Here is a 22,845-nt window from a genome sequence, read left to right as displayed (position 1 = left end):
TAAGGATTTTACATGTATAAATTTTTCGAAAATTTAGTCCCCGCATTAGATGATCAAGAGCCAGCTCAACCTCCAAGAACTCTCGTTGCTTTCTGTTTACATTACACAAAAGGTTATAAAACAGCTTTGTTTTTTATGACTTTATTAACAGCCACACTCGCAATTTTAGAAGTCTCTTTATTTGGTTTCATGGGGCAACTAGTTGATTGGTTAATTGCCAAAAATCCAGAAACTTTATTGCAGGATGAAGGTAAGAAATTATTACTTATGTCTTTAATGGTCTTAGTCTTAATCCCCTTACTTACCCTTTTACACTCTCTTATCGTTCATCAAGTTTTACTAGGCAATTATCCAATGTCAATACGTTGGTTTGCTCATCGCTATTTATTAAAACAAAGTGTTTCATTTTATCAAGATGATTTTGCAGGTCGTATTGCTACTAAAGTAATGCAAACCGCATTAGCCGTGCGTGAAACTGTTATGAAACTATTAAATGTAATGGTTTATATCTTGGTTTATTTTATCTCGATGATCATTATGGTAGCGAAATCTGATTACCGCCTCGCTATACCTATGTTGGTATGGCTGATTGTTTATTGCGGTATTCAATATTACTTTATTCCTCGATTAAGAAAAGTAGCAGTTAAACAAGCAGATGCTCGCTCTACAATGACAGGACGTATTGTGGATAGTTATACGAATATCTCAACGGTAAAACTATTTGCGCATACTGATTCTGAATCGGCATATGCTAAAAAAGGCATGGAAGGCTTTTTAGATACCGTTTATAAACAAATGCGTTTAGCAACAGGCATCAATGTTAGCGTTCAGGTTTCAAATTATATCTTGGCTTTTGCTATAGCTGCATTATCGATTGCTTTGTGGATGGAAAGTGCTATTTCAATTGGTGCTATTGCTATCGCAATTAGTTTAGCCCTTCGGTTAAATGGTATGTCGCAATGGATAATGTGGGAATTAAGCGCTTTATTCGAAAATATCGGCACAGTAACTGATGGTATGAATACCTTAGCTAAGCCTAACATTATTAAAGATCAAGACGATGCGAAACCTTTGATTGTTTCTGAAGGTAACCTTTATTTTAAACAAATGAGCTTTCATTACGGTGAAAATAAAGGCGTTATTGATAACCTAGATTTAAATATCAAAGCAGGCGAAAAAATTGGTTTAGTTGGTCGCTCTGGTGCTGGTAAATCGACATTGGTTAATCTTCTATTACGTTTTTACGATGTCGAAAAAGGGCAAATCATTATTGATGGGCAAGATATTAAAACGGTACAACAAGAAAGCTTACGTTTACAAATTGGTATGGTGACGCAAGATACTTCTTTATTACATCGCTCTATACGTGAAAATATTCTTTATGGGCGTCCAAATGCCACTGAAGAAGATATGATTAAAGCGACAAAACAAGCCCAAGCGCATGACTTTATCATGGGGTTAACGGATACCACTGGTAACACAGGCTACGATGCGCAAGTTGGCGAACGTGGTGTGAAGCTTTCTGGTGGGCAACGCCAGCGTATTGCTATCTCTCGAGTGTTATTAAAAGACGCGCCTATATTAGTATTAGATGAAGCGACTTCAGCACTAGACTCAGAAGTAGAAGCGGCAATTCAAGAAAGTTTATACGAATTGATGCAAGGCAAAACGGTTATTGCAATTGCCCATCGATTATCAACAATTGCAGCAATGGATCGCTTAATCGTTTTAGATAAAGGTCAAATTATTGAACAAGGTAGCCATGAAGAGTTAATTAAACAGAATGGTGTTTATGCGCAATTATGGACACATCAAACGGGTGGATTCTTAGGCTTAGATTATAATTAATCCCATTAAAAAAGGCCTTTAATAAACTTAAAGGCCTTTTAAATTAAACGCTTAACAACAGTAATTAATATTTGCTAATTAATCATTATTCTTCATAAAGATTATCATAAACAAAGTTAGTAGCTTCAATATAACCAGGCACACTGCCGCAATCAAAACGCTTACCTTTAAATTTGTAAGCTAACACACAACCAGATTTTGCTTGCTCTAACAAAGCGTCGGTAATTTGTACTTCGCCACCTTTACCCGGCTTTGTATTTTCTAAAATATCAAAGATATCTGGCGTTAAAATATAACGACCAATAATGGCAAGATTACTTGGTGCTGTGCCAGGGGCTGGTTTCTCAACCATATCATCAACACGGTAAATATCATCTCTAATAACAGAGCCTTTAATAACACCATATTTATGAATTTGATCTTCTGGCACTTCTTCAACGGCAACGATAGAGCAGCGGAATTGTTTATATAACTCAGTCATTTGTTTTAATACACCATCGCCTTCTTGATTGATACACAAATCGTCGGCAAGTACCACGGCAAAAGGTTGATCACCAATAAGCTCTTTACCAATTAAAATAGCATGCCCTAAGCCTTTCATCTGACGCTGACGAATAAAAGAGAAAGTCGCAGTATCCATAATTTGTCGAATATCTTTTAGCTTTTCTTCTTTTGGTGTACCACTAATTTCTTTTTCTAATTCGTAATTATGGTCAAAATGATCTGAGATAGAATGCTTGCCTCGACCTACCACAATTCCCATACTCGTCATGCCAGCTTCAATTGCTTCATCAACACCAAACTCAATTAATGGCTTATTAACTAGTGGCATCATTTCTTTTGGCATTGATTTAGTTGCAGGAAGAAAACGTGTACCGTAACCAGCCGCTGGAAATAAACATTTTTTAATCATACGTCCCCACTTAGAATATATTTAATTGATGAAATGAAATATTAACACTTTCTACAAATTTTATTAGCTAAATCTAGCATATTATTAGCATAATTAAATAACTACACTAATAATATCAATAATTAAGTTCTTGTACGTGTTACTCGGCGGCGTTCGCCAGCTTTACGATGCTGATTATGCTTTTTAACAGCACGTCGTATTCTAGCTTGAGGATTTGATATTTTGTTAGTATCAACACGCACTTTAGTTTCTGTTTCTCGTGGCATATCAACCAGTTTACGTAAGTAGTTAACTTCCTTAAGTGAAAGCTCTTGCCAGCCACCTTGAGGTAATTGATTGTTTAAAATGATATTACCGTAACGAACACGCATTAAACGGCTGACTTGTAAGCCTTGGCTTTCCCATAAACGACGTACTTCACGAGTACGGCCTTCAGTTAATACAACATGGAACCAGCGGTTAATACCTTCACCACCATGTTCTTTAATATCTAAGAACTTAGCTTCACCATCTTCAAGCTGAACGCCCATACGTAAACGATTTAAAATAGCTTCAGTTACCTCACCAAATACACGTACTGCATACTCACGTTCAATTTGTTGGCTTGGATGCATCATTTTATTCGCAAATTCACCATCGGTAGTGAACAATAATAAACCTGAAGTATTGATATCAAGACGACCGATAGAAATCCAACGCGCGCCTTTTAATTGAGGCAAACGGTCAAAAACGGTTTTACGCCCTTCTTCATCACTACGCGTACAAACTTCACCTTCAGGTTTGTTGTAAGCTAAAATACGACAAACCACGCTTTCAGCGGCTTGGTATTTCACAACATGCCCATCAACACGAATCACTTGCTCTTGCGTAACACGTTCGCCTAATTCAACAATTTTACCATCAAGGCTAACACGCCCTTCAGCAATGACTGTTTCCATTTTACGACGTGAACCTAATCCCGCTCGTGCTAATACTTTTTGTAATTTTTCACTCATCTTACTTTCCTTTGGGTAATTCTCATTATGCCAATAAATAGCCAGCCTATTTTAACACTTAAGATTAAATAAACCGCACTATTAATATTTTTTATAACTTCACTTTTTGTTACTTTTAAGTAACCACTTAAAAACTTTACTGGAACGGCGTTAAATCTCCCGCCCCTTCTCTCATAATAACCACTTCATCATCAGACAAATCAATCACAGTCGTTGGTGATTCTCCGAGATAACCGCCATTAAGAATTAAATCCACCTTCTGCTCTAATTGGTCTCGAATTTCTTCAGGATCAAACTCAGCCGTATGATTACCAGGTAAAATCAAACTGGTTGTCATCAAAGGCGTATCTAGTTCATCTAGTAACGCTAATGCAATGGCATTATCAGGAATACGAATACCGATTGTACGCTTGCTTGGATTCATTAAACGTTTGGGTAAATCTTTAGTCGATTTAAAGATAAAGGTATAAGCCCCTGGTGTATTGCTTTTCAGCATACGGTAAGCGGCATTATCAACGCGCGCATAGACGGAAATTTCAGCTAAATCTCTACAGACTAAAGTAAAATTATGTTTTTTATCTAAATCTCTAATATGACAAATACGCTCTAATGCATGCTTATTATCGATACTACATCCTAGTGCGTAACCAGAATCTGTAGGGTAAATAACAACACCACCCTGCTTTATTATTTCAGCAGCCTGTTTCATTAATCTTTTTTGTGGATTTTCAGGATGCACGTAAAAAAACTGACTCATAACTTTATTGCTCTATATGTTTATAAATTTATTATTTTAACTACAGTGATATTGTTATTAAAACTTTATGGGGTCTGGCAAGCAGGCCAATTATGCCAAATTGGTTGACAAACTTCAGGTAAAAAAAGACTTTTCCCTAAATCACGCCAGCGCCCTACAAAATGAAAATCACTCCCTTGAGAAGCCAATAAATCATATTCTTTGCTCCATAAACCTAACTGAAGTCTCATCTGTGGTGATTGCTGCCCCATTGCCACTTCCATTGCATCGCCTCCTTCATCTTTAAAGGTCACTAACAATTTCCTTAACCATTTGTTGGATAATTTATAATGATCGGGATGGGCTAATACCGCTTGGCCGCCAGCAGCTTTAATCACTTTAATTGCATCGGCTAAATCAACCCAATTATGAGGGACGTATCCAGTATTACCACGGCTAAGATATTTATCGAATATTTTAGGGAAAGTCGGCGCAACACCAATTTCAACCATATAACGAGCAAAATGAGCACGTGTGATAGCGCCTTCGCCCGCTAAGGCTTTGGCACCTTCATAAACATTAGGAATATTTGCTTTGGCTAAACGTTTTCCCATTTCAAGCGCGCGTTGCTCGCGTTTTTCTTTTTGTATCTCAATGAGCTCAATTAAAGCAGGATGAGTGGGATCAATATTAACGCCCACAACATGAATTTCATGATTTAACCAATTCGTTGTCACTTCGATACCGTTAATTAATTGCAACTTCAAATTATTATCTTGAATATATTGTGTTGCTTCGGCTAAACCGTCCACGGTATCGTGATCGGTAATGGCTAAAAAATGAACTTGTCTATTTTCTGCTCGTTGCACTAATTCGCTAGGCGTAAGCTGTCCATCTGAGGCTTTAGTATGTGAGTGAAGATCAATTAACATGAATATCCTAAAAATCACCTTGACATTAGGAGCATTTTGCAAAAAAATAGCTTCTAATTATTACGGGACGCATAATATATGATTTTTAATACAATTACTCTTAAAGATTCTTGGTGGCACTCATTCTCATAAGCGAGCAATGAGGTTTTTGTATATCTATATCCCAATAAAACCAATTTTAAAGCTCGCATCTTGCGGGCTTTTTTCATATTTGGAACAAACAAAAGTAAAACAGGCACAGTACAATGATAATTTTTAACACAATCCTTAATTGGCGATGGCAAATAAAATAATTTAAAACGACTATTTGCAAATTTATTATTAAGGAATTAAACATGAATACTTTACACCCTATCGGCGTATTAAAAACCATTGAAACACCCTGCAGTTATATTCAAGATTCATTAGGGCTATTTCAAAAAATCAGTGAAGACAGCAATAACCATTTATTATTTGACTCGGCAGAAATAGAAAGCAAAGAGCATTTAAAAAGTCTTATACTCGTTGATGCTTGTTTGAAGATAACTTGTAAAGGTTTAGTGGTAACACTTGATGCCCTAACCGACAATGGTAAAGATTTACTGACTTTTATCACCCCCAAATTTTCAACTCAATTAATTACAGCGCAACGACCAAATAAATTACAACTAAGTTTCCCTCAATCAGATACCAGTGGCGATGAAGATCAGCGTTTAAAGTCAGCCTCTCCAATGGACGCTATTCGCTGTATCGTTGATCGCATTAAAAAACGTTCATCACATCCACAAGCTTTATTTTTAGGTGGCGTATTTGCTTACGATTTTATTGCGACTTTTGAACAATTAATGGATGTGCCTGATAGCGAAAACACAACACCTGATTATGTATTTTATGTTGCTGAAACCTTAATGCTACATGATCATCAAACTCAAGAAGGCCATATTTTAGGCAGTGTATTTGGTGGGTTATATTCAGATGAAAATGAAGTGCGTATCGCAAAACGTATTACTGAGTTACAAAGCTTCTGTGAAAACTTCACTACACCAGTCAATCAACAAATTACAATTGATGCAAAAGTGACTGTCGATGTTTCAGACCCAGATTATTGCGAAATAGTAGAGCAATTAAAAACCAACATTGTTAAAGGCGACATTTTCCAAGTTGTTCCTTCACGTAGTTTTGCTTTACCTTGTCCAGATCCTATTTCAGCATATCAAAAGCTAAAAGAAACCAATCCAAGTCCTTATATGTTTTATTTAAAAGACAGTGACTTTATTTTATTTGGTGCATCGCCTGAAAGCGCAATCAAATTTACACAATCGACTCGCGATGTTGAGATTTACCCGATTGCAGGTACACGTCGACGTGGGTTTAACCCAGATGGCACAATTAATAAAGATCTCGATGGCCGTTTAGAATTAGAGTTACGTTTAGATAAAAAAGAAACGTCTGAACATTTAATGCTCGTTGATTTAGCACGTAATGATGTTGCACGTATTAGTGAACCCGGAACACGCCATGTAGCTGAATTATTACAAGTTGACCGTTATAGTCACGTGATGCATTTGGTGTCTCGCGTTGTGGGTAAACTTCGTGCCGATTTAGACGCATTACATGCTTATCAAGCTTGTATGAATATGGGAACCTTAGTGGGTGCACCTAAAATTAGCGCTTCTAACTTAGTCAGACGAGTCGAGAAAAAACGTCGCGGAAGTTATGGTGGAGCCGTAGGCTATATCAATGGTAATGGTGATATGGATAGCTGCATTGTTATTCGTTCTGCTTTTGTGAAAGATGGCATCGCACAAGCACAAGCAGGTGCAGGTGTTGTTTATGATTCAGTACCGCAACTAGAAGCGGATGAAACACGCAGTAAAGCCTCAGCCGTTTTAAATGCCATTGCGCTTGCACATGGTTCAACGTTAGCGGCGGTTATGCCCAAGACTAAGCAAGGAGCATAAGACGATGCAAACAATTCAAACTAGCCGTAAAAAAACAACCTTATTCTTCTTAGATAACTTTGATTCATTTACTTATAATTTAGTGGATCAATTTAAAACAGCAGGTTATCCAGTAAAAATTTACCGTAATAACCAAAGTGCAGAGCAAATAAAATCGCATATTGATCATTGCAAAGGTGACGTAGTTTTAGTGCTTTCACCAGGCCCTGGCACGCCAAGTGCAGCGGGATGTATGATTGAACTGATTGGTTTATGTAAAGGAACGATTCCTATCTTAGGGATATGTTTAGGTCATCAAGCCTTAATTGAACAGTATGGCGGCGTGGTTGGTCAAGCCGATGAAATACAACACGGTAAATCATCACTGATTGAACACTGTGCAGATAAAATGTTTGCAGGATTATCACAACCACTGTCAGTGGCTCGTTATCATTCATTAGTAGGCACATCAGTCCCTCAATCGCTTGAAATTGTGGCACAATACAAAGGTATGTGTATGTCTATTTATCAGGAACAAGATAAGGTGATCGGTTTTCAATTTCACCCTGAATCTATATTAACCTGTGAAGGTGCCCAGCTTTTAGAAAACAGCCTCAATTTATTGACTGCCTCGGAGAAAAATTAAATGAGCGAATACAATGTACACCCTATCCTAGAACAACTGTATTTAGGCGACTCTTTAACAGAGCAGCAAAGCCAAGCATTTTTTGAACAAGTGGTATTGGGTGAAGTTGATCCTATTGTTTTATCATCAGCTTTAACTGCTCTGAAGATTAAAGGTGAAACGCCAACAGAAATAACCGGTGCCGCTAAGGCCCTATTAGCACAAGCAAAAGCCTTTCCGCGTCCCGATTACCCATTTACTGATATTGTAGGAACAGGCGGTGATGGTTTAGGGACCATTAATATCTCTACAGCCAGTGCATTTGTTGCCGCAGCTTGTGGTGTTAAGGTTTGTAAACACGGTAGCCGCAGTGTTTCAAGTAAATCGGGGTCTTCTGATTTATTGGCAACCTTTGGAATTAACCTAGAAATGTCACCTGAAACAGCGCGTCAATGTCTAGATAATTTAAACGTGTGTTTCATTTTTGCACCAAGTTACCATGCAGGAATGCGCTTTGCGGGTCCTGTACGCGCGGCATTAAAAACACGTTCGATCTTTAATGTCTTAGGCCCATTAGTGAACCCAGCACGTCCAGACTTTGAATTAATGGGTGTATACGCACCTGAACTCTTGGTACCTATTGCAAAAGTACACCAACAATTAGGAATGAAACGCGTTATGGTGGTGTTTGGTAGCGGTTTAGATGAAGTGGCTTTACACGGAAGCACTCAAGTCGCTGAATTACACAATGGTGAAATCAAAGAATATACATTAACACCCGATGATTTTGGTGTAGAGCATCACCCAGTAGAAAGTATTTTTGGTGGCACACCAGAAGAAAATAAAATCATTATCGAACAAATATTACAAGGTAAGGGCACGCCAGCTCAACAAGCGGCTGTTGCTATTAATGTTTCAGCTTTATTAGTTTTAAATGGTAAAGCAGATAACTTTAAACAAGGCACAACCATGGCATTGGAAAGCATGCAATCAGGGCAGCCTCTTACATTACTCAAACAACTTGCGGAGCAAAGCAATGCTTAATGACCAAAGTTTACAAGATACTATTTTAGGCAAGATTGTTGATGACAAATTAATCTGGGTTGAACAAAGAAAACAGCAACAACCTTTAATTAAGTTTAAAGATGATTTAGTAGAAAGTGATCGTCACTTTTATCAAGCCCTAGATCAAGAACAAAGCGTTTTTATTTTAGAATGTAAAAAAGCTTCACCATCGAAGGGCCTGATCCGAGAAGACTTTGATTTGGATTTAATTGCAGGTGTTTATAAAAACTACGCATCAGCGATTTCTGTGTTAACCGATGAAAAATACTTTCAAGGTGATTTTGAGTATATCAATAAAGTGCGTGAGCAAGTGACACAACCAGTTATCTGCAAAGACTTTATTGTTGACCCATACCAAATTTATTTAGCTCGTCACTATAAAGCTGATGCTATTTTATTAATGCTTTCAGTATTAGATGACGATGCTTACCAAGCTTATCGTGATACTGCGCACAGCTTAAATATGGGTGTATTAACGGAAGTCAGTAATGAACATGAGTTGGTACGTGCTATCGCTTTAAACGCAAAGGTAATAGGCATTAATAATAGAGACTTACGTGATCTTAGTATCGATTTAAATCGTACTAAACAACTGGCAGTCAAGATGCCTGAAGATAGAATTGTCATTTCTGAATCCGGTATTTATAACCATCAACAAGTGAAAGAATTAAGTCAATTTGCTAATGGTTTTCTAGTGGGCAGTTCACTGATGTCACAACCTAATATCGACCAAGCTTGTAGAAAACTTATTTTAGGTGAAAACAAAGTTTGCGGTTTAACTCATGCTCGTGATGCGGCTGATGCTCATAAAGCAGGTGCCATTTACGGCGGCCTTATTTTTGTTGAAAAATCTCCTCGCTTTGTCGCACTTGAGCAAGCTCGCTTAGTGATGTCTGGTGCGCCACTTAATTATGTTGGTGTTTTCCAAAATGAAGACGTTGAATTAGTGGCTTACACGGCAAAAAGTTTAGGTCTTAGCGCGGTGCAATTACATGGCGATGAAACACCTAAATATATTAAGCAACTATTAGCTGTATTACCTAAAAGTTGTGAAGTGTGGAAAGCGCATGGTATCAGTGAATTCTTACCGGATTTTGAAAAATATAATGTGAGTAAACATGTCCTTGATACGCGTGTCGGCGATCAAAGTGGCGGCACAGGAAAAAGCTTTGATTGGACTTTGTTAGATAATACTCAAACAGCAACAATAGACAAAAATACAATATTATTAGCAGGCGGTCTTAACCCTGACAATGCCCAACAAGCTGCTTTAATCGGCTGTGCCGGGTTAGATTTTAATTCCGGCGTTGAGTCTGAACCTGGTAAAAAAGACGCAGATAAATTAAATCGCAGTTTTGCAGCTATTCGTCGCTATATGACAAGATAGTTAACAGCGACAATCGTATTAAAAGGTAATAAAACATGAAAACGTTAGATGCTTATTTTGGTGATTTCGGCGGTATGTATGTACCGCAAATATTAGTCCCAGCGCTTAAACAACTTGAAGCTGAATTTTTAAAAGCACAATCAGATCCTGAATTCCAAGCCGAATTTAGTGAATTATTAACCGAGTATGCGGGACGCCCTACTCCGTTAACATTATGCCGTAATTTAACTAAAGGTAAAAAAACTAAACTTTATTTAAAACGTGAAGACTTATTACACGGTGGCGCGCACAAAACTAACCAAGTGTTAGGTCAAGCTCTACTGGCTAAACGTATGGGTAAAACTGAAATCATTGCAGAAACAGGCGCCGGTCAACACGGTGTAGCAACCGCGCTAGCTTGTGCATTATTAGGTCTTAAGTGTCGTGTATATATGGGCGCAGTGGATTGTGAACGCCAAAAACCCAATATGTTCAGAATGCGTTTAATGGGTGCAGAAGTTATCCCTGTTACGTCAGGCTCTTCAACCTTAAAAGATGCATGTAATGAAGCATTACGCGATTGGGCTGGTAGTTATGATACTTCGCATTATTTATTAGGTACTGCTGCAGGGCCACATCCTTTCCCTACTATTGTGCGTGAATACCAAAAGATTATTGGTGAAGAAGCTAAACAACAGTGCTTGCGTAAAGAAGGTATTTTACCTAATAAAGTGATTGCTTGTGTTGGCGGTGGCTCTAATGCTATTGGTATTTTCTCTGACTTTATTGATGATGAAAGCGTTGAATTAATTGGTGTTGAACCAGGTGGACATGGCATTGAAACGGGTGAGCATGGTTGCCCTATTGCTTGTGGTACTGATGGTATCTTCTTTGGAATGAAATCATTAATGATGCAAGATGAACAAGGTCAAATCCAAGAATCTTATTCTATTTCAGCGGGTCTTGATTTCCCGTCTGTTGGCCCTCAACATGCTCACTTAGCTAAAACAGGCCGAGCACAATACGTGAACGCAACTGATGATGAAGCGTTAATGGCATTTAAAGCACTAGCGGAACAGGAAGGTATCATTCCGGCACTAGAATCTTCACATGCTTTAGCGCATGCTTTAAAAATCATCGAAGCAGATGATAAAGAACAAGTTATTATCGTTAACCTATCGGGTCGTGGCGATAAAGATATTTTCACCGTTGCTGATATTTTTGAAAAAAGAGGAATGATCTAATGGCTGATGATCTACAAACACAACGATATACTGAATTATTTGATCGCTTAGCAGCAAAAAATCAAGGTGCCTTTGTTCCTTTTGTCACAGTCGGTGACCCAAATAAAGAACAATCATTAGCAATCATCAACACGCTTGTTGAAGCAGGCGCAGATGCGCTAGAACTAGGTATTCCATTTTCAGACCCTGTTGCCGATGGAACTGTCATCCAAGATGCATCAATCCGAGCTCTAGAAGCAGGCACCACACCCGAAGTATGTTTTGATATCATCAAAGAAGTTCGAGCTAATCACCCACAAATACCAATTGGTTTACTATTGTATGTAAATTTAGTTTACCGTAATGGCATTGAAAGTTTTTACCAACGTTGTAAAAAAGCCGGTGTGGACTCTATCTTGATTGCAGATGTACCTTTGCATGAAAGTGAACCTTATCGTGCCGCCGCTGAGAAATTTGGTTTACAACAAATCTTTATTGCTCCGCCAAACGGTGATAAAGCGACGCTTCAGCAAGTTGCTGAATACGGGCAAGGTTATACTTACCTATTAAGCCGTGCAGGTGTGACAGGCGCTGATGCCAAAGCAGGTATGCCTGTCGAACATATGCTTGAAACATTAAACCAGTATAATGCACCACCATCATTGCTTGGATTTGGTATTTCGCAACCAGAACAAGTCGCTGAAGCCATCAAGTCAGGCGCAGCGGGTGCGATATCTGGGTCTGCAGTAGTTAAAGTTATTGAACGTAATCTTGCAGATCCAGAAAAAATGAAAACAGAAATGTTTGAATTTATTAGCTCAATGAAAGCTGCGACATTAAAATAAATTATTCCACTTAAAATAAGAGAGTTTTATGAAACAATTGCTTGATTTTATTCCATTAATCATTTTTTTCGCCATTTATAAAATGGTTGATATTTATGCAGCAACGGGATCGTTAATTATAACAACAGGGCTAGTGCTCGCTTATAGTTACTTCAAAAACGGTAAAGCAGAAAAAATGCAGGTTATAACCTTCGTGATGGTTTTTGTATTTGGTTCATTAACACTTATTTTGCATGACGATGCTTTCATCAAATGGAAAGTAACCTTTATCTATGCTTTATTTGCTATCGCTTTATTAGTCAGTCAGCTACTCTTTAAAAAGCCAATTATCAAACAAATGCTAGGTAAAGAATTAGCGCTACCTGACGCTGTTTGGAATAATTTAAACGTAGCTTGGGCACTTTTCTTTATCGTGCTAAGTATATTAAATGTTTATGTTGCATTTAACTTGCCGCAAGAAATTTGGGTTAACTTTAAAGTATTTGGTTTATTAGGTGCGACACTGGTATTTACGCTTTTAAGTGGTGTTTACATTTATAAGTATTTACCGGCTTCAGATAAAAATAAAGAAAAAGCAGAACAAGAGTCAGATAAATAACTAAAAGTAGGCGTTTAAAAGAGACGAAGTAACAAAAAGGCGACTGTATGTAACATACAGTCGCCTTTTTAATTTTCTCAATAGACTAGTTAGAATGCAACATACTATTTAATTCAACAGCACTTTTATTCACTAAACATTCGATTTGACCTGTTACTGAATTACGGCGGAATAATAAATCATCTTTATTCGCTAAATCGCGTGCTTTAACAGAGCCAGCTTCTTTGCCTTCTTTGTCTAACATTTTAACTTTAGAGCCCGCTGTTACATATAAACCAGATTCGATAGTACAACGATTACCTAATGGGAAACCTAGACCCGCGTTAGCACCTAATAAACTGTTCTCACCAATAGCCACGACCATTTTACCGCCACCAGAAAGAGTCCCCATAATAGAAGCTCCACCACCAATATCACTACCTTCACCAACCATTACACCAGCAGAAATTCGACCTTCAACCATGCTAACGCCTGTTGTACCAGCATTGAAGTTAATGAAACCTTCATGCATAACTGTAGTGCCTTCGCCAACGTGAGCACCTAAACGTACGCGTGATGTATCAGCAATACGTACGCCTGCTGGAACCACGTAATCAACCATTTTAGGGAATTTATCAACACAGTCGACAATAATCGTTTTACCTTTTAAACGTGCTTTCATTTGACGTTCTTTTAATTCTGGTAAATCAATTGGACCTTTATTAGTCCAGGCGATGTTATGTAATAAACCAAAGATCCCATCTAAAACTACACCATGTGGTTTAACTAGACGATGTGAAATAAGTTGTAGTTTTAAGTAACCTTCAGCTACGCTTTGTGGCGCTTCATCTGTTGCTAGAATAACTAATACTAGCGGTTGTTTTGATTTAGCGGCTGCAACGGCAAAATCTGCATTATCAGTCTCATTTTCACCATTAAAAGCAGCGGCTAATTGTTCAGCGATAGCTGGCATAATTTCAATAACTTGATTACCTTCTTTATAACCAGCAATAGCACCTACTGTTGCCACTAAATCATCACTTGGATTTAGAATTGGATTTGGGAAAAATGCTTCGATGATTTTTTGGTCACGGTTTTTAGTCGCAGTACCAAAAGCAAGAGAAAATGTAGACATGTATAAAGCTCCAGTTTAAAAGTTTATTTGGTGTAAACACCATAATATAAATGAAATAAGGTAATAGAGGACAATAATAAAGAAGCCTCAACAGAGATGCAAAATTATATGTAATAAAAACGGATAATCTATATTATTGATCTTGTTCTATGCTCAGAGACTTATTTAATCAAGTATTTGGCATACTTAGAGGTTATGATGCAGAAAATTTATTTTTAAAAGAAGAAAAAATAAATCCAGTAAAATGCTTTACTAAAAATAGAAAAAATTCAAGCAGCAGCATAAATAAGATAGCCACTGCCAATCCAACTATAATTGATTCTTGATTCAATACAATATTCGCACGGTAATCACGCCAAGTGTCAATAAAGATAGGTTGCCCCACTTCTTTAACCAATAATCCCAAACGGTACCAAATAGGCTTATTCATATTATTGATTTTTTTCTGTAAATACTGCACACGTAAGTATGTGTCTTCAATAATAGAAGCTTCATCTTGAAACAATGCAAGATGGCTGATTTTATGTTGGTTAATTAAAGCATCTAAATCACCATCAAAATGCACATCTGCAAGTAATTGATATTGTGAAAGTTGCAAATTAGCTTCGACAAAGTGCCCCTGTAAACGTAATTCATATTGCTGTAAAAAGTGTGGTAATTGCAATCCAAACAAAACACTTAGCGCAAAGAGTATTTGTAAACAGTAACGCTTTATCATGGCTAACATAATTATTTAAATCCTCTATCACTACGTAATAATTCATAGGCTTTTTGGATATCTTGTGCTTTTTCTTTCGCTAATTGCATCATTTGTTCAGGTAATCCTTTTGATGCTAATTTATCAGGGTGATTTTGACTCATCAATTTACGATAAGCACGTTTAATCTCTTTATCACTTGCACTGCTATCAACACCTAATATTTTATACGCATCAGCTTTGTCAGATGAAGTGCTAGCTCGTTGGCTACCATTATGACTTTGATTGAAATGTTGCTGCCCTTCCATCATTTGAATTAACCGATCTAATTCAAAGCGAGATGATCCTAATGTTTCAGCAATAATGTAAAGGATCGCTTTTTCTTTTGCTTCGATTTGCCCATCAGCAAAGGCCATTTGCACTTGAATGGCTAGAAACATTTGCAATACATTGCGTTCACCATGTAATACACGCATAAATTCTTGTAATGTTTCTATCAATGCAAAGGATGGGCTTTTTCCTTCGGTAAAAGCTGTTTGCGCTTGAGTACGAGCTTCACCATGTAAATTCATCTGATCCATATACGCACTGGCGATTTGGATATCATGGCTAGTCACTTGCCCTTTTGATTTAGCAACATGCCCCATAACTGAAAAAGCAGTTTCAAAAAACACCTTCTGTTTATCAAAGCTATTTGAGCGCCCGTTTAAAATACCATCCTGAAGAGTAAAGTTACGGCCTAAGGCAACATCAAAACGATGCCCTAACCAAACCCCAAAAATAAGCCCAAAGAAATGCCCAAACATGAAACCAAAGAACCCACCTAATAGTTTTCCCAATATATGCATAATTATTAACAGCCTTTAAACCAAAAGTATCAAATGAATTCATTATTTTGACTAACTATGTAACTATTTACCAATTATTTGTAGTAAATAACAAAAATAGCCCCTTTATCGTCAATCAAAGATTGGAGCAAGCAAAATTTTGCTTTATTATATACAGTTATATTGTTTTTTGCTTAGCGTTTTCATTTATTTCTAGGCACTTGTTGTGAGTTATTAATGTTAAAATATATCCCTTTATTATTCATGTTATCCCCTATTGCTCACGCTGCAGAGCAAAGCGAAACTAATGATTCTGTTACTCAAGATGATGTTGATACTCAGATGAGTCTAAAAGAGAATTCAGCACTACGTAAAGTAGATGCTTTCTTCCAACAATGCTATCAGAACGTCCCACCTCGTATCAAAAGTAATAATAAATTAGACAGAAACCAAATACCTGTCGATATTAGCGCTGATACCTTAACAGGTTTTGCTGGCGATATATTTTATCAAGGCAATGTTAATCTAGTACAAGGTGACAAAACCTTAACATCAGACACGTTATCTTATAGCCGTTCGGCAGAACAAGCTTATGCTGCGGGTAATGTTCGCTTTGTAGATGGTGAAATCACTTTAACCGCAGATCAAATTAAAACTAACTTAAAAACCGATGAATCTTCATTATTTAAGACTGAATACCAATTCCATGGTCAAGGTGGACGAGGTGATGCTGATTTAATTTATGATAATGGGCAAAACCTTTATGAGTTTAATTCATCATCTTATACAGCCTGCCCACCGCAAGATACGACTTGGAGTATTGAATCTTCAACTATGTATATTGATAATGCATCAGAAGTCGGCAGTGCTTATAATGCAGTATTAAAAATAAAAGGGATTCCTGTCTTTTATTTTCCTTACATAAATTACCCTCTGACAGATAAACGTAAAACGGGGCTTTTATTTCCAACTTATGAAAACTCATCGATTAATGGTATTACTGTTGCTCAGCCCTTATATATCAATCTAACCACGAATCAAGATATGACTTTCACCCCAACATATATGGCAGATAGAGGATTATTGTTGAAAAATGAATATCGTTATTTATTTGATATAGGTTCAGGAAAAATTGCGACAGAATATCTGGGTACCGATAAACTTAATGAAGACGATGATGAAGAAGAAAATACTCGTTACTTACTACATTTAAATCATAATATTACTTTTGCTAAAAATTGGAACTTCAATGCTGAATACACAAGAGTCAGCGACGAAGATTACTTTAATGATATCGAAACAGACTATGGAACCCAGAGTGACGGCCAATTATTACAAACCGCGGAGTTAAGCTATACCTCAATGAATTGGAATAGCTCAGTAGAAGTACGTGATTTCCAAGTACTAGATGAAGACGAAGATTCCTATATTGTGCTTCCAAAAGTATCATTAAATGCATACCAACCATTGGACTGGAGAAGTCTACAATTTGAATGGTATTCAGAAGTCACTAAATTTTCTCATAATGATGACGACGTTTACACAGGTACTCGTGTGCATGCAGAGCCTAAAATTGTATTGCCTCTTTACTATGATTCTTTATTTATTAATACTGAATTAAAATATATGCTAAGCCTTTATCAACAAGATTTAGGCACAACCGACACCTATGATGAATATGACGAAACTGCCACAAGGTATATCCCTTCTTTTAAAATTCATTCGGGCATAAATCTAGAACGCGACTTCACTTTATTTGATAAAAATTACCGTCAAACGTTAGTGCCACAGATGCAATATTTATATGTGCCTTATGAAGATCAATCTAACATTGGTTTATACGACACAACAACGTTGGAAAGCGATTATTATGGGCTTTTTCGTGACAATCGATATTCAGGATATGACCGAATAGCAGATGCGAACCAAATAACCTTTGGGCTGTCTAGTAGTTTTATCAACAATCAAGGTAAAGAGAAATTACGCTTTGCAGTGGGTCAAAACTATTACTTTGAAGAGTCAAAGGTTACTTTAGATGAAGATGATAGCAGTGATGAAGATGAAGTAAGCCGATCATCAATGATCGGTGAGTTTGATATCAACTTTGAGAATGACTACTTCTTACATGCAGGAGTTGAGTGGGATAGTAATGACAAAGTCATTGAACGAGCTAATACCACGGTTGAAAAACGCTGGGCTAACAATACCTATCTGCAAGCAAGTTACCGTTATTACAAAGAATCCGATGATGCCGATTGGGATGAAATCATTAACCAAGTTGGCGGCAAATTAAATTGGTCAATTAGTAGTCAATGGAGTACTTTTGCAAGTTATTACTATGACCTTAATGTTGACAATACCTTTGAGAGTATTGTGGGATTAAAATATCAATCTTGTTGTTGGTCCATTAGTTTGACTTATGACCAACACATGCTTTCTTATTACGACGAAGAAGATGACTTAGAAAGCACACTTGAAACAGAAACAAGCTATGGAATAACCTTTGAGTTAACAGGGTTAGGTGGTACAGACGTCGCTGATGGTGACGAAGGTTTATTCGACTACGGTCGCCCATTTTATTTAAAGTGATGAGTAAAAAATGAAATTAGCAAAACGACTTTTAGGCACGATGATCTTGTGCAGTGTCATGTCACAAACGACAACCGCAGCACAAATACAATTAGATAATATTGAAGCAGTAGTGAATAAAGAATTAATTTTACACAGTGACATGGTCAACATGAAGCAAGAAATAACAAATCGCTATAAAGAAAATAATCAACCGATCCCTGCTGACTTTGATAAACAAATCTTAGATAAATTAATCAATGATAAATTACAACTTCAAGTTGCAGAAGCAATAGGTTTACGCATCAATGATGTACAAGTTAATCAAACAATAGAAAGCATTGCTAAGAAACAAAATAAAACATTAGCACAGCTACGTCTTGATTTAGAAAAGTCAGGGATTAATTATAATGCCTATGTTGATAATATTCGTGATGAATTAACTATTAATGATATTCGTCAAATAGAAGTTCGCAAACGAATTAAGCTTTCAGATCAAGAAGTTGAACAAATGGTTGACTTAATAAATCAACAAGGTCAACAAAAAGCAGAATTTAACTTTGCCCATATCATGCTTCAAGTTGCCGCTAAAGACTCTCCAGAAAAGAAATTAGCAATAGACCAAAAGGCACAAAAATTAGTTAAAGAAATTCAAAGTGGTGCTGATATCAAAAAGCTAGCAATCCAAAATTCAGACGGCCCTAAAGCCAAAGAAGGTGGAGACTGGGGCTGGCGTAAACTTGAGACCATGCCGAGTTTGTTTGCTGAAAAAATTAATGATGATAATAAAAAAGGCGATATTATCGGTCCATTTCGTTCTGGAAGAGGTGTTCATATCATTAAGATACTAGACACTAAAGGCAAGCAAAGTGTTATGAATGAGGAAGTTAACGCTCGCCACATTTTAATTAAACCAAATGTTATTTTAAGTGATGAAAAAGCGAAACAGTTACTAGCCTCTTTGCGTAAAGACATAGTTTCTGGGAAAAAAAGTTTTGCTGATGTTGCCAAAGAATACTCTCAAGACCCAGGTTCGGCAGTCAAAGGCGGTGTTCTAGGCTGGGCTGATCCGAAGGTATATGTACCAGAATTCCGAGATGCTGCTTTATCTCAGTCAATTGGCGAAATCAGTCAGCCATTTCGAACTACACATGGATGGCATATCCTAGAAGTATTAGAAAAACGAAAATCAGATGTAACAAAACAAGTTACCAAACAAAAAGCATATAATATTTTATTTGGTCAACGTTTTCCTTCAGAAGCCGCTGCTTGGATCAATGAAATTCGCCAGCAGGCTTATATTAAAATTAATAATCCTGAATATATTTTTGAGGAAGAATAATGTTACCTCGTATTGTTGTTACAGCGGGCGAACCAAGTGGGATTGGTCCAGATTTAATATTAGAACTTGCAGATCAAATCTGGCCTGTAGAATTAATTATATGTGCAGATTTAACTGTATTAAGAGAACGTGCGGCTAAACTGAATAAAAAATTAGACTTTATTCAATATGACTTTGCTAATAAAAAACAAAGTCAAAAAATTGGACAACTCACCGTTGCCCATATTCCAACGGCCGTTAATGTCGAAGCTGGTACACTAAACAAAAGCAATGGCGAATATGTATTAGAAACATTACGATTTGCTAGCCAAGGCTGTTTAAATGGTGAATTTGCAGCAGTTGTTACCGCTCCTGTTCATAAAGGTGTAATTAACGATGCAGGCGTTGCATTTAGCGGACATACAGAGTTTTTTGCAGAACAAGCTGATGTAGATTTAGTGGTCATGATGTTAGCGACCACTGGGTTGCGTGTTGCTCTTGCGACCACACATTTACCGCTATCAGCCGTGCCAAAAGCAATCACAGAACCCTTGTTAACTGATATCATCACGATCCTTAATGCTGAATTAATTGCAAAATATGCAATTGACCAGCCTACCATCTATGTTTGTGGTTTAAACCCGCATGCAGGTGAAGGTGGTCATATGGGTAGAGAAGAGATTGAAGTAATTGAACCCACACTTGATAAACTTCGATCGCGCGGCATTAACTTAGTGGGCCCATTACCAGCAGATACATTATTTCAAGATAAATATTTACAGCAAGCTGATGCAGTTTTAGCTATGTACCATGACCAAGGTTTACCTGTTTTAAAATACAAAGGCTTTGGCAAGTCGGTTAACATCACACTTGGTTTATCCTTTATCCGAACATCGGTTGACCACGGTACCGCATTAGATTTAGCAGGAACAGGAAAAGCAGACTCAAGTAGTTTACACTGCGCAGTCAACGAGGCTATTACTATGGTCCAAAGTAACATCAACAAGGTTAATTAAAAATGAACGACAAAACTCACTTAGGCCATACTGCCCGTAAACGCTTTGGACAAAACTTTTTACACGATGATTATATCATTGACTCAATTGTTGCAGCGATTGCACCACAAGCAGAAGATAATATAGTAGAAATTGGCCCTGGTTTAGGCGCATTAACAGAGCCTGTTGCTGCAAAAGTAAATTGTTTAAATGTTGTTGAGCTTGACCGCGACTTAGCAGAGCGTTTAGAGCAGCACCCCACTTTACGCGATAAACTAAAAATAACTCAAGCCGATGCAATGCGCTTCGATTTTGGACAATTAGTTCAAGGTGACAAACAGCTACGTGTATTTGGTAACCTACCTTACAACATTTCTACACCGCTTATGTTTCATTTATTCGAATTTGCAGACAAAATTTCTGACATGCACTTTATGCTTCAAAAAGAAGTCGTTAACCGATTATGTGCGGGACCAAATTGCAAAGCCTATGGTCGCTTAAGTGTGATGGCACAATATTACTGTAATGTAATTCCGGTATTAGAAGTGCCACCAACGGCCTTTATACCTGCACCTAAAGTGGAATCCGCAGTGGTTCGATTAGAGCCTTACGATACCCCTCCTTTTGTGGCGAAAAGCCTTAAAGTATTAAATCAAGTTTGTTCAATGGCTTTTAATCAGCGTCGTAAAACAATCCGTAATGGATGGCGCGAATTATTAACAGCAGAAGAATTAGCAACGCTTGATATCGATATCGGTAAACGAGCAGAAAATATTTCAGTTGAAGAGTACGTGCGTGTGGCGAACTACGTTTACGACCGTCAACAAGAAGCTTAACTAAATAATGGCAACTTACATAGTAGGTGACATTCAAGGTTGTTATGATGAACTTAAACAACTTTTATGTTTAGCCAATTTCGATAAAGACAGAGATGAATTATGGGCTGCCGGTGATTTAGTTGCTCGAGGTCCTAAATCATTACAGACATTACGCTTCTTAAAAACGTTAAATGCAAAAGTGGTACTTGGGAATCATGATTTACACTTGTTAGCCACTTCCATTGGCGTGCATAACTGCAAAGCCAAAGATAAAACCCTACCTATTTTAGAAGCTCAAGATAGTGATCAATTACTGACTTGGTTACGTCAACAACCACTTTTATTAGAGCACCCAGAACACAAATTTATCATGGTTCATGCAGGTATATTACCATCGTGGAGTATTGCTCAAGCAAAAAAATTAGCAAAAGAAGTCGAAACGGTATTGCAAAGTGATGATTACCAAACGTTGCTAAACAATATGTACGGTAACCAACCAACACAATGGCAAGACACTTATTCAGGCTATGAACGACTACGGTATATAATTAATGTATTTACTCGTATGCGTTATTGCACAGTGGATGGTGAACTGGAATTTGATAACTATCTCGCCCCAGCTCAAGTAAACAATCCACTATTAAAGCCTTGGTTTGAAATAGCACCAAAACAGCATAACCAACCCATTTTATTTGGTCATTGGGCGTTTTTAGGTAAAGCAGAACAGGTGAAAAATACGTTATATGCACTTGATACAGGCTGCGTATGGGGAAATAGTTTAACTATGTTACGTTGGCAAGATAAAAAATTATTTTCGTTACCTTGCCCCGTACATTGCTAGCGGACGATTAAGCAATCACTCTTTCTAAAGTGACAAATTCTAAATTATGTGCATTTTTTTCATCGGCTAAATAAACTTCAGATTCAATTTTATTCCACTCCCCCTGCGCTAAATAATCAGGAAAGCGAGTATCACCATTAGTTTCTAAATCAATAAAGGTCAGATATAAACGATTTGCAACGGATAAAAAATGCTCATAAATAGTCGCACCACCAATAATCATTACTTCTTCAACACCTTCAGCAGCGGCTAATGCTTGTTCAACTGAGCTTACACAAGTCACTCCTGCAATATTTAAACTCGCGTCACGCGAAACAACAATATTAAGTCGCCCAGGTAATGCACGGCCAATAGAGTCATAGGTTTTGCGGCCCATTATCACAGGCTTACCTAATGTCGTTTTTTTAAAATGCTGTAGATCTGCAGGTAAATGCCAAGGCATTTTATTATCTAACCCAATTACTCGATCCTGTGCCATGGCAACTATCATTGAAATTTTCATTTATATCCCTAATACAATGCTTATATCTAATAATTACTTAAGTTTATCAACTAAGGTTTAAAATTCATCTATTTAATTATTGATTAAATCAGAAACT

Annotated in this window: 21 protein-coding genes; 13 read left to right on the top strand and 8 right to left on the bottom strand. The window is 37.2% G+C overall.

The window, feature by feature from the left end:
• Positions 1-12: 12 nt before the first annotated feature.
• Complete coding sequence (locus E2R67_RS05165) at positions 13-1,848, top strand: ABC transporter ATP-binding protein (RefSeq protein ID WP_134289861.1); 1,836 nt, start codon at positions 13-15, stop codon at positions 1,846-1,848.
• A gap of 85 nt (positions 1,849-1,933) precedes the next feature.
• On the opposite strand, the gene galU is transcribed toward E2R67_RS05165, so the two are convergent.
• From galU to rnm, 4 genes are all read right to left on the bottom strand, one after another.
• On the bottom strand, positions 1,934-2,761 hold the full coding sequence (galU, locus tag E2R67_RS05160) for a UTP--glucose-1-phosphate uridylyltransferase GalU (RefSeq protein WP_134289860.1): 828 nt from the start codon (positions 2,759-2,761) through the stop codon (positions 1,934-1,936).
• Positions 2,762-2,883: 122 nt separating this feature from the next.
• Positions 2,884-3,756, bottom strand: a complete 873-nt coding sequence (gene rluB / locus E2R67_RS05155) for a 23S rRNA pseudouridine(2605) synthase RluB (RefSeq protein WP_134289859.1) — start codon at positions 3,754-3,756, stop codon at positions 2,884-2,886.
• Positions 3,757-3,892: 136 nt separating this feature from the next.
• A complete protein-coding gene (locus tag E2R67_RS05150; RefSeq protein WP_134289858.1) occupies positions 3,893-4,513 on the bottom strand; it encodes an L-threonylcarbamoyladenylate synthase in 621 nt (206 codons plus the stop codon).
• A gap of 65 nt (positions 4,514-4,578) precedes the next feature.
• The gene (gene rnm / locus E2R67_RS05145) at positions 4,579-5,424 is read right to left on the bottom strand and encodes an RNase RNM (protein WP_134289857.1); all 846 of its coding nucleotides are present in this window, start codon (positions 5,422-5,424) and stop codon (positions 4,579-4,581) included.
• 335 nt (positions 5,425-5,759) lie between these two features.
• Here rnm and E2R67_RS05140 point away from each other — a divergent pair, with 335 nt between their 5' ends.
• The 7 genes from E2R67_RS05140 to E2R67_RS05110 are packed head-to-tail and all read left to right on the top strand — an operon-like array spanning position 5,760 to position 13,065.
• Positions 5,760-7,364: an anthranilate synthase component 1 gene (locus tag E2R67_RS05140; protein ID WP_134289856.1), complete on the top strand. Its 1,605-nt coding sequence runs from the start codon at positions 5,760-5,762 to the stop codon at positions 7,362-7,364.
• A 4-nt stretch (positions 7,365-7,368) separates the two neighbouring features.
• Positions 7,369-7,989, top strand: a complete 621-nt coding sequence (locus tag E2R67_RS05135; protein WP_134289855.1) for an anthranilate synthase component II — start codon at positions 7,369-7,371, stop codon at positions 7,987-7,989.
• Positions 7,990-9,012: an anthranilate phosphoribosyltransferase gene (trpD, locus tag E2R67_RS05130; protein ID WP_134289854.1), complete on the top strand. Its 1,023-nt coding sequence runs from the start codon at positions 7,990-7,992 to the stop codon at positions 9,010-9,012.
• A complete protein-coding gene (trpCF, locus tag E2R67_RS05125) occupies positions 9,005-10,420 on the top strand; it encodes a bifunctional indole-3-glycerol-phosphate synthase TrpC/phosphoribosylanthranilate isomerase TrpF (RefSeq protein ID WP_134289853.1) in 1,416 nt (471 codons plus the stop codon). Before trpD ends, trpCF begins: the two co-directional genes overlap by 8 nt.
• A 35-nt stretch (positions 10,421-10,455) precedes the next feature.
• Positions 10,456-11,643, top strand: coding sequence for a tryptophan synthase subunit beta (gene trpB, locus E2R67_RS05120; protein WP_134289852.1), 1,188 nt, complete (start codon positions 10,456-10,458; stop codon positions 11,641-11,643).
• Complete coding sequence (gene trpA / locus E2R67_RS05115) at positions 11,643-12,467, top strand: tryptophan synthase subunit alpha (RefSeq protein WP_134289851.1); 825 nt, start codon at positions 11,643-11,645, stop codon at positions 12,465-12,467. Before trpB ends, trpA begins: the two co-directional genes overlap by 1 nt.
• A gap of 28 nt (positions 12,468-12,495) precedes the next feature.
• Positions 12,496-13,065, top strand: a complete 570-nt coding sequence (locus E2R67_RS05110) for a septation protein A (RefSeq protein WP_134289850.1) — start codon at positions 12,496-12,498, stop codon at positions 13,063-13,065.
• An 85-nt stretch (positions 13,066-13,150) separates the two neighbouring features.
• Here E2R67_RS05110 and dapD read toward each other — a convergent pair whose 3' ends face one another.
• The 3 genes from dapD to djlA all read right to left on the bottom strand — a co-directional run bounded on the left by dapD (position 13,151) and on the right by djlA (position 15,724).
• Positions 13,151-14,179 (bottom strand): 2,3,4,5-tetrahydropyridine-2,6-dicarboxylate N-succinyltransferase, encoded by a 1,029-nt coding sequence (gene dapD, locus E2R67_RS05105; RefSeq protein ID WP_134289849.1) that lies wholly within the window; start codon positions 14,177-14,179, stop codon positions 13,151-13,153.
• 193 nt (positions 14,180-14,372) lie between these two features.
• Positions 14,373-14,906: a DUF2937 family protein gene (locus E2R67_RS05100; RefSeq protein WP_134289848.1), complete on the bottom strand. Its 534-nt coding sequence runs from the start codon at positions 14,904-14,906 to the stop codon at positions 14,373-14,375.
• A gap of 2 nt (positions 14,907-14,908) precedes the next feature.
• Positions 14,909-15,724 carry a co-chaperone DjlA gene (gene djlA, locus E2R67_RS05095; protein WP_134289847.1) on the bottom strand — a complete coding sequence of 272 codons (816 nt, stop codon included), beginning with the start codon at positions 15,722-15,724 and terminating at the stop codon, positions 14,909-14,911.
• A 216-nt stretch (positions 15,725-15,940) separates the two neighbouring features.
• Here djlA and lptD point away from each other — a divergent pair, with 216 nt between their 5' ends.
• The 5 genes from lptD to E2R67_RS05070 are packed head-to-tail and all read left to right on the top strand — an operon-like array spanning position 15,941 to position 22,246.
• Complete coding sequence (gene lptD / locus E2R67_RS05090) at positions 15,941-18,292, top strand: LPS assembly protein LptD (RefSeq protein ID WP_134289846.1); 2,352 nt, start codon at positions 15,941-15,943, stop codon at positions 18,290-18,292.
• Positions 18,293-18,302: 10 nt separating this feature from the next.
• On the top strand, positions 18,303-19,613 hold the full coding sequence (gene surA, locus E2R67_RS05085) for a peptidylprolyl isomerase SurA (protein ID WP_134289845.1): 1,311 nt from the start codon (positions 18,303-18,305) through the stop codon (positions 19,611-19,613).
• Positions 19,613-20,608 (top strand): 4-hydroxythreonine-4-phosphate dehydrogenase PdxA, encoded by a 996-nt coding sequence (gene pdxA / locus E2R67_RS05080; RefSeq protein WP_134289844.1) that lies wholly within the window; start codon positions 19,613-19,615, stop codon positions 20,606-20,608. Before surA ends, pdxA begins: the two co-directional genes overlap by 1 nt.
• Positions 20,609-20,610: 2 nt before the next feature.
• Positions 20,611-21,423, top strand: coding sequence for a 16S rRNA (adenine(1518)-N(6)/adenine(1519)-N(6))-dimethyltransferase RsmA (gene rsmA / locus E2R67_RS05075; RefSeq protein ID WP_134289843.1), 813 nt, complete (start codon positions 20,611-20,613; stop codon positions 21,421-21,423).
• Between the two features lie 7 nt (positions 21,424-21,430).
• Complete coding sequence (locus E2R67_RS05070; RefSeq protein ID WP_134289842.1) at positions 21,431-22,246, top strand: symmetrical bis(5'-nucleosyl)-tetraphosphatase; 816 nt, start codon at positions 21,431-21,433, stop codon at positions 22,244-22,246.
• Positions 22,247-22,253: 7 nt separating this feature from the next.
• Here E2R67_RS05070 and folA read toward each other — a convergent pair whose 3' ends face one another.
• A complete protein-coding gene (gene folA / locus E2R67_RS05065) occupies positions 22,254-22,748 on the bottom strand; it encodes a type 3 dihydrofolate reductase (protein WP_134289841.1) in 495 nt (164 codons plus the stop codon).
• Positions 22,749-22,845: the final 97 nt, after the last annotated feature.

It is taken from the genome of Psychromonas algicola, from assembly GCF_004378355.1.
Classification (GTDB): domain Bacteria; phylum Pseudomonadota; class Gammaproteobacteria; order Enterobacterales; family Psychromonadaceae; genus Psychromonas.
The sequence above is the reverse complement of the archived record's forward strand: the minus strand, read 5'-3'. Positions and strand labels throughout refer to the sequence as shown.

Coding starts and splice junctions, on each gene's coding strand:
- E2R67_RS05165 (WP_134289861.1), top strand. CDS start 13: ATGTATAAATTTTTCGAAAATTTAGTCCCCGCATTAGATGATCAAGAG.
- galU (WP_134289860.1), bottom strand. CDS start 2,761: ATGATTAAAAAATGTTTATTTCCAGCGGCTGGTTACGGTACACGTTTT.
- rluB (WP_134289859.1), bottom strand. CDS start 3,756: ATGAGTGAAAAATTACAAAAAGTATTAGCACGAGCGGGATTAGGTTCA.
- E2R67_RS05150 (WP_134289858.1), bottom strand. CDS start 4,513: ATGAGTCAGTTTTTTTACGTGCATCCTGAAAATCCACAAAAAAGATTA.
- rnm (WP_134289857.1), bottom strand. CDS start 5,424: ATGTTAATTGATCTTCACTCACATACTAAAGCCTCAGATGGACAGCTT.
- E2R67_RS05140 (WP_134289856.1), top strand. CDS start 5,760: ATGAATACTTTACACCCTATCGGCGTATTAAAAACCATTGAAACACCC.
- E2R67_RS05135 (WP_134289855.1), top strand. CDS start 7,369: ATGCAAACAATTCAAACTAGCCGTAAAAAAACAACCTTATTCTTCTTA.
- trpD (WP_134289854.1), top strand. CDS start 7,990: ATGAGCGAATACAATGTACACCCTATCCTAGAACAACTGTATTTAGGC.
- trpCF (WP_134289853.1), top strand. CDS start 9,005: ATGCTTAATGACCAAAGTTTACAAGATACTATTTTAGGCAAGATTGTT.
- trpB (WP_134289852.1), top strand. CDS start 10,456: ATGAAAACGTTAGATGCTTATTTTGGTGATTTCGGCGGTATGTATGTA.
- trpA (WP_134289851.1), top strand. CDS start 11,643: ATGGCTGATGATCTACAAACACAACGATATACTGAATTATTTGATCGC.
- E2R67_RS05110 (WP_134289850.1), top strand. CDS start 12,496: ATGAAACAATTGCTTGATTTTATTCCATTAATCATTTTTTTCGCCATT.
- dapD (WP_134289849.1), bottom strand. CDS start 14,179: ATGTCTACATTTTCTCTTGCTTTTGGTACTGCGACTAAAAACCGTGAC.
- E2R67_RS05100 (WP_134289848.1), bottom strand. CDS start 14,906: ATGTTAGCCATGATAAAGCGTTACTGTTTACAAATACTCTTTGCGCTA.
- djlA (WP_134289847.1), bottom strand. CDS start 15,724: ATGCATATATTGGGAAAACTATTAGGTGGGTTCTTTGGTTTCATGTTT.
- lptD (WP_134289846.1), top strand. CDS start 15,941: ATGTTAAAATATATCCCTTTATTATTCATGTTATCCCCTATTGCTCAC.
- surA (WP_134289845.1), top strand. CDS start 18,303: ATGAAATTAGCAAAACGACTTTTAGGCACGATGATCTTGTGCAGTGTC.
- pdxA (WP_134289844.1), top strand. CDS start 19,613: ATGTTACCTCGTATTGTTGTTACAGCGGGCGAACCAAGTGGGATTGGT.
- rsmA (WP_134289843.1), top strand. CDS start 20,611: ATGAACGACAAAACTCACTTAGGCCATACTGCCCGTAAACGCTTTGGA.
- E2R67_RS05070 (WP_134289842.1), top strand. CDS start 21,431: ATGGCAACTTACATAGTAGGTGACATTCAAGGTTGTTATGATGAACTT.
- folA (WP_134289841.1), bottom strand. CDS start 22,748: ATGAAAATTTCAATGATAGTTGCCATGGCACAGGATCGAGTAATTGGG.